Here is a 394-nt window from a genome sequence, read left to right as displayed (position 1 = left end):
AGTCCCAATAACAAACATGAATGTTATAAAAACATGTCGCTTGAAGTAACCTGGCGTGATGGGGTTACAAAATTTAAATCACTAAATCTTATACAAAAAATGAAAAAATTAAACTTAAAAGATCTGGCCTTTCAGAAGGGAGAAGTCTTAACAAGAAGTCAGTTGAAAAATGTATTGGGCGGGGGTAGTGGAAGCCCCCTCGGTAGCGGCAGCCCCGTTTGCCCCTCCTCCACCTGTGGACCTAACATGCCTGCATGTCAAGATAAATTTAATTGTGAATCAATAGATGCTGGTTCTCCTACTGGGTGGTGTTCACCTACTAGCCACTGTGTAGCGGAGCGTCCGGTATAGGATCAACGAGGAATATTTTCTACTAAAGTAGCCAAAAGGTATT

At 41.9% G+C, this 394-nt stretch carries 1 protein-coding gene; it reads left to right on the top strand.

The features are described 5' to 3' along the window. A partial coding sequence (locus J1905_RS23515; protein WP_214229629.1) for a hypothetical protein occupies window positions 1-351 on the top strand: 351 nt, incomplete at its 5' end. Between the last annotated feature and the right edge of the window lie 43 nt (window positions 352-394).

The organism is Pedobacter sp. B4-66, assembly GCF_018492665.1.
Classification (GTDB): domain Bacteria; phylum Bacteroidota; class Bacteroidia; order Sphingobacteriales; family Sphingobacteriaceae; genus Pedobacter.
The sequence above is the reverse complement of the archived record's forward strand: the minus strand, read 5'-3'. Positions and strand labels throughout refer to the sequence as shown.